The 5763-nt window shown below is 56.0% G+C and carries 6 protein-coding genes; 3 read left to right on the forward strand and 3 right to left on the reverse strand.

All coding sequences use genetic code 11. From position 1 onward, the window contains the following. Positions 1–66 precede the first annotated feature (66 nt). From tnpA to tnpC, 3 genes are all read left to right on the forward strand, one after another. A complete protein-coding gene (tnpA, locus tag AC19YS_RS31845) occupies positions 67–399 on the forward strand; it encodes an IS66-like element accessory protein TnpA (protein WP_083376067.1) in 333 nt (110 codons plus the stop codon). Next, positions 396–731 (forward strand): IS66 family insertion sequence element accessory protein TnpB, encoded by a 336-nt coding sequence (tnpB, locus tag AC19YS_RS31850; RefSeq protein WP_009684097.1) that lies wholly within the window; start codon positions 396–398, stop codon positions 729–731. Before tnpA ends, tnpB begins: the two co-directional genes overlap by 4 nt. 61 nt (positions 732–792) lie before the next feature. After that, positions 793–2328, forward strand: a complete 1536-nt coding sequence (gene tnpC / locus AC19YS_RS31855; RefSeq protein WP_083376068.1) for an IS66 family transposase — start codon at positions 793–795, stop codon at positions 2326–2328. Between the two features lie 33 nt (positions 2329–2361). On the opposite strand, the gene AC19YS_RS31860 is transcribed toward tnpC, so the two are convergent. The 3 genes from AC19YS_RS31860 to AC19YS_RS31870 all read right to left on the reverse strand — a co-directional run bounded on the left by AC19YS_RS31860 (position 2362) and on the right by AC19YS_RS31870 (position 5338). Continuing rightward, positions 2362–2895, reverse strand: coding sequence for an NUDIX hydrolase (locus AC19YS_RS31860; RefSeq protein ID WP_083376069.1), 534 nt, complete (start codon positions 2893–2895; stop codon positions 2362–2364). A 92-nt stretch (positions 2896–2987) separates the two neighbouring features. Further along, on the reverse strand, positions 2988–3839 hold the full coding sequence (locus tag AC19YS_RS31865; protein ID WP_083376070.1) for a universal stress protein: 852 nt from the start codon (positions 3837–3839) through the stop codon (positions 2988–2990). Between the two features lie 11 nt (positions 3840–3850). Next, positions 3851–5338, reverse strand: a complete 1488-nt coding sequence (locus AC19YS_RS31870; protein WP_083376071.1) for a SulP family inorganic anion transporter — start codon at positions 5336–5338, stop codon at positions 3851–3853. Positions 5339–5763: the final 425 nt, after the last annotated feature.

Below are 5763 nucleotides of genomic sequence, written 5' to 3' on the forward strand. Positions count from 1 at the left end.
GTCCAACATTTCGGGGTCAGATCATTTAAGTGGACACCATTTCTAGCCTTTTAAGCGGGTCTTTCCATGCAGTCACAACGCCGTTCCTATTCAAAATCCTTCAAGGCCCAAGTTGTCCAAGAGTGCGCCCAGCCCGGCGCATCGATTGCCAGCGTCGCGCAGAAGCACAGCCTTAACGCGAACCTCGTCCATAAATGGATTAGGGTACTCACGAACAAAACCATGGCGCTGCAACCTGCTTTCATTCCAGTGCCCTTGCCGCTAGCCGGAGGACATTCGCAGGCAGCTTCATCGAGTATCTGCATTGAAATCCAGCACCCGCGTGGCACCGTCAAAGTGAACTGGCCGACCGAAAGCGCTGTCGCCTGTGCCACCTTTCTGCGAGACCTATTGGTATGATTCGGATCGATGCCATCTGGCTTGCCACCGAGCCTATGGACATGCGCGCCGGTACCGAGACCGCGCTGGCCAGGGTGATCGCGGTGTTCGGTGTGGCGAAGCCGCACTGCGCATACCTCTTCGCTAATCGCCGTGCCAACCGAATGAAAGTCTTGGTGCATGACGGTGTGGGCATTTGGCTGGCAGCGCGACGATTGAACCAAGGCAAGTTTCATTGGCCCGGCATCCGTCACGGATCGGAAGTCGAACTCGATAACGAGCAACTTCAAGCCTTGGTACTGGGTTTGCCGTGGCAGCGGGTCGGCGCAGGCAGCGCGATCACAGTGCTTTAGCCCCTGCCATTAGCCCATCGGTTTATCGCTGTTGACGACCTGCTCTGACACAATCAGCGGCATGACTTCCTCGCCCAATCTCGACCAGATGACACCGGAACAGCTGCGCGGCTTGGCCGAACAGGCTATGCAGTTGCTGTCCCAGGTCGACTCCATGAGCCAGAAAATCCAACGCCTCGAAACGGTCAACGAGCAACTGGCTCATGAAATCGCCATCCTCAAGCGACACAAGTTCGCCAAGCGCAGCGAGCAACTGAGCCCCGACCAAGGCAGTCTGCTCGATGATCTGCTCGATACCGATATCGCAGCTATCGAAGCCGAGCTGAAGGCAGCCAATCCGCCGGCCGCACCGGCCGAGCCACGTAATAAGCCCAAGCGTGCACCACTGCCGCCGCAGTTTCCGCGAACCGTGATCCGTCACGAACCAGAGAATACTCAGTGCGTGTGCGGCTGCCAGCTTCAGCGAATCGGCGAAGACGTCAGCGAGAAGCTCGATTACACTCCGGGCGTGTTCACCGTTGAGCGGCATGTGCGTGGAAAATGGACGTGCCGTCAGTGTGAAACACTGATCCAGGCGCCTGTACCGGCCCAAGTGATCGACAAGGGCATCCCGACCGCAGGCCTGTTGGCCCACGTGATGGTGGCGAAGTTCGCCGACCATTTACCGCTGTACCGGCAGGAGAAGATTTTTGGTCGGGCCGGACTGCCCATCGCCCGTTCGACACTGGCGCAATGGGTCGGACAGACCGGTGTGCAGCTCCAGCCTCTGGTCGATGCGCTGCGTGAGCATGTGTTGGCCCAGGGCGTGATCCACGCCGATGAGACCCCGGTTCAGATGCTCGCACCAGGCGAAAAGAAAACCCACCGCGCTTACGTGTGGGCCTATAGCACCACGCCTTTCTCGGCCCTCAAGGCCGTAATCTACGACTTCAGCCCCAGCCGTGCCGGCGAACATGCGCGTAACTTCCTGGGCACGTGGAACGGTAAGCTGGTCTGCGATGACTTCGCCGGCTACAAGGCCAGCTTCGAGCTGGGCATCACCGAAATCGGCTGCATGGCCCATGCACGCCGCAAATTCTTCGACCTGCATGCAGCCAATAAAAGCCAGTTGGCGGAGCAGGCGCTTCACTCGATTGGCGGGTTGTATGAAGTCGAGCGACACGCCAAGGAAATGAGCGACGAAGACCGCTGGCGATTACGTCAGGAAACAGCGGTGCCCATCGCTGAAAAACTGCATGAGTGGATGTTGGCCCAACGCGAACTTGTGCCCGAGGGTTCGGCCACGGCCAAGGCCCTGGATTACAGCCTTAAACGCTGGGTAGCGCTGACGCGCTACTTGGAAGATGGTGCTGTACCCATCGACAATAACCAGATCGAGAATTTGATCCGGCCGTGGGCGCTTGGGCGCTCGAACTGGTTATTTGCCGGGTCGCTGCGCAGTGGAAAAAGGGCGGCGGCAATCATGAGCCTGATCCAGTCGGCGCGTATGAATGGGCACGATCCGTATACCTATCTCAAGGATGTGCTGATGCGGCTGCCGACACAGCGGGCGAGCGAAATCACGCAATTACTCCCGCAGCATTGGATGCTTGCCTGAGACAGGCTAAGTGGACTTCGCCAAATAGTCAGCTCAAAGGCTGACTTGTATCAACAATTCGGAAGCGACTTTTCTCAGCATATAGGTTTCGCGCAGAATTGATTGCCCCATCGAAGACTCGTGACGCTGCATAACGGCTTCATTGTGCGTGATGGCTTCATGCAGGTTGATCCAGACAGGCCGCATACCATTAGCGATTTCGTGGCTTTCCATTCTCACGGGCTCTAGCTGGGGCGCTACTTCGCATTGATAAAAATGCGAGGTCATGTGCATCAGATCGTACTGTGGCCCCCAGTAGGGCCGGTACTCCTCAATGTAACCGTAGTGCTGGAGCACCTTTATGTCACGAGCACCAGTCTCTTCCTCAAGCTCACGCTTCAGGCCTGTGACAATGTCCTCGTCACCATCAAGGCCGCCTCCAGGAAAGCTGAAGTCGTTATAGCGCTCGGTGAACAGCAACAGGATCTGTTCATCCCGCATCACGATGCCGCGTGCTGCATGTCGACGGAATACTCTGCCCTGTTTGGATTTCAGCTCGGGGTGAACAATTTCAGTTATGAGTTGCATGTGGTCTCGTTACGGCAAAATCAGTTAGTCATCGTCCAGGGTGGCCACGGCATTTCCGCAGTTCTGGAAATACTGTGGCCAGTGGAACTGGCTCAGCGAAGCAGCAATACGGGTAAAGTGGATGTTCGCAGCATCGTCGTGGTCGTGCTGCCTACCAGAAACTGCCTGATGCGTGAGTGCCCGTACGCCCCCATGACCAAGAGGTCAATGCCGTGCTCTGCCTGATACGCATGAAGTACCGACTCTACTTCGCCTGGGCGGATCTCGGCATGCACTAGCGGGCCAGAAGAGGCAAGTGTGGTTCGTGCTTTCTCCAGCTCGTTCTGGTTTTCTTCAGAGTCCGTACCAACCATGACGATATGAATTGGCAGGTCTTCGCACAGCGGGCTTGAAGCAAGCATCTGTACGGTCTTGTGGCCTGTAGCGCTGCCGTCAAATGCCACCATGATCGTTTCAGGTTTCCTGAAATGGCTGGTTGTAATCAGGATGGGGCGGTGGATTGTTCGGACTACCGCTTCAATCTGGCTGCCAAGACTTTGGGCACTGCGCGTGCTGTCCTCACCGACTCTTCCAATCACCAGTAATCGAATATCGTCTTGGAGATCGCTCAGGCTCTCGACGAGATGGCCATGGCGCTGCTTCAGATCAGGTGACATGGCGCCAGAGATGACTGTTCGCTCGCGAGCTTTTTCAAGCATGTGCTGCCCATGCTCCAAGGCCAGTTTTGCACGCTGCGCATCCAGCGTGGCCAACTCTTCCAGTAGATGTTCTCTGCTACCGAGACCGATATTGCCGCTGAGGTCAGCGGATGCAGGATATTTTTCCCTATCCAGCACATGGAGCAAGGTCAGGGGAGCGCTGAGTCGTTGCGAGGCCCATGCTGCGTAATCGCAGACCGCCAATGAGGATTGTGAGTTATCAATGCATGCCATTACGTGGGTCATTGTCGTTCTCCTTAGTGGCTCATGAGCTTGTCGATGGCACCGGGTTTGTCATGCACGCCGAAGCGGTCAACGATTGTTGTGCTGGCTTCATTGAGACCGAGCACTTCAACCTCAGCGCCTTCACGGCGGAACTTGATCACGACCTTATCCAGCGCTGCGACGGCGGTGATATCCCAGAAATGCGCTTGTGTGAGATCGATGGTGACTTTGTTGAGCGCTTCCTTGAAGTCAAAAACTTCAGTGAACTTGTCCGCAGAGCTAAAGAACACCTGGCCCACGACGCGGTAAGTCCGATGCGATTCCGTCTCTTCCAAAGTGCTCTTGATATCCAGGTAGTGCCCAACCTTATTGGCAAAGAACAGCGAAGCCAGCAGCACACCTACCAGTACGCCGTAGGCTAGGTTGTGAGTGGCCACGACGACCACGACGGTCGCCACCATGACGAGGTTGGTCGACAGCGGATGCTCTTTCAGATTGCGCAAGGAATCCCAGCTAAAGGTGCCGATGGACACCATAATCATCACAGCCACGAGTGCCGCCATAGGGATTTTGGAGAGCCATTCGCCAAGAAATACCACCATCAGCAGCAGGAAAACGCCGGCACACAATGTCGAGAGACGGGTGCGGCCACCAGATTTCACGTTGATGATCGACTGGCCGATCATGGCGCAACCTGCCATGCCGCCAAGCATGCCGGCAGCGATGTTGGCCACACCCTGGCCTTTGCACTCGCGGTTTTTGTTGCTGGTGGTATCGGTCAGGTCGTCGACGATGGTCGCGGTCATCATCGACTCCAGTAGGCCTACAACTGCCAGCGCAGCGGAGTAAGGAAAGATGATGCGCAGGGTTTCAAAGTTCAGCGGCACTTCAGGCCACAGAAAAATCGGCAGCGTATCCGGCAGTTGGCCCATGTCCCCCACGGTACGGATATCTAGCCCCAGATAAATGGCGATGGCAGTCAGGGTCAGGATGCACACCAGTGGTGAGGGAACCAGCTTGCCGATCTTAGGTATATACGGAAACAGGTAGATGATTCCAAGGCCCGCTGCGGTCATCGCGTAGACGTGCCAGGTCACGTTGGTCAATTCAGGTAACTGCGCCATAAAAATCAGAATCGCTAATGCGTTCACAAAACCCGTGACCACAGAGCGAGAGACGAAGCGCATCAGCGAACCTAGCTTCAGGTAACCCGCGAGGATTTGAAGTACCCCACAGAGCAACGTGGCTGCCAGCAAATACTGAAGTCCGTGCTCTTTAACCAGAGTGACCATGAGAAGTGCCATGGCGCCGGTAGCCGCCGAGATCATGCCGGGACGACCGCCGACAAAGGCAATAACAGCACAGATACAGAAGGAGGCGTAAAGTCCGACCTTTGGGTCAACGCCGGCGATGATGGAAAAGGCGATGGCTTCAGGGATCAGCGCAAGTGCGACTACGAGCCCCGCGAGCACATCTCCACGGACGTTGGAAAACCACGTTTGTCTAAGTTTTTGCAGCATAGAAAATATCCAAGGCAAAGCATCGCGCACGCCAAGGGAATGGCGAGCGAATCGATACAAATTCAAATTTTGAGGATTTTTTTGCTGTGTGCTTAAGGCGTATAACCAGGCGTACAGCAGTGCGCACCCGCGAGCGAGGCTAGCGGAAGCAGGTTGTTGCGAGGGGGCGTAGCGCTAAGGCGGCGTAGGCTGCCAGTAGATCGTTTGGAGTACAGTCATGCTGATGTTCCTGTAGCTCAAGGGGTATGCGGAGCAGAAGTATACAATGAAGCCATCGTCGATTGCGACCCGCTGCCAAGCTCCGCATGAGCTACGTCAGATACAGGCTTATTCAATGGGTATACCTGCGGGCAAGGCTTTGTTTTCCACCCGTTCTTGTCTGAGCTGGTCTGTGTGCTGAGAGGTGAGTTGGCCAGACGGTTACG

The sequence above is a fragment of the Pseudomonas sp. MF08831 genome (assembly GCF_059862645.1).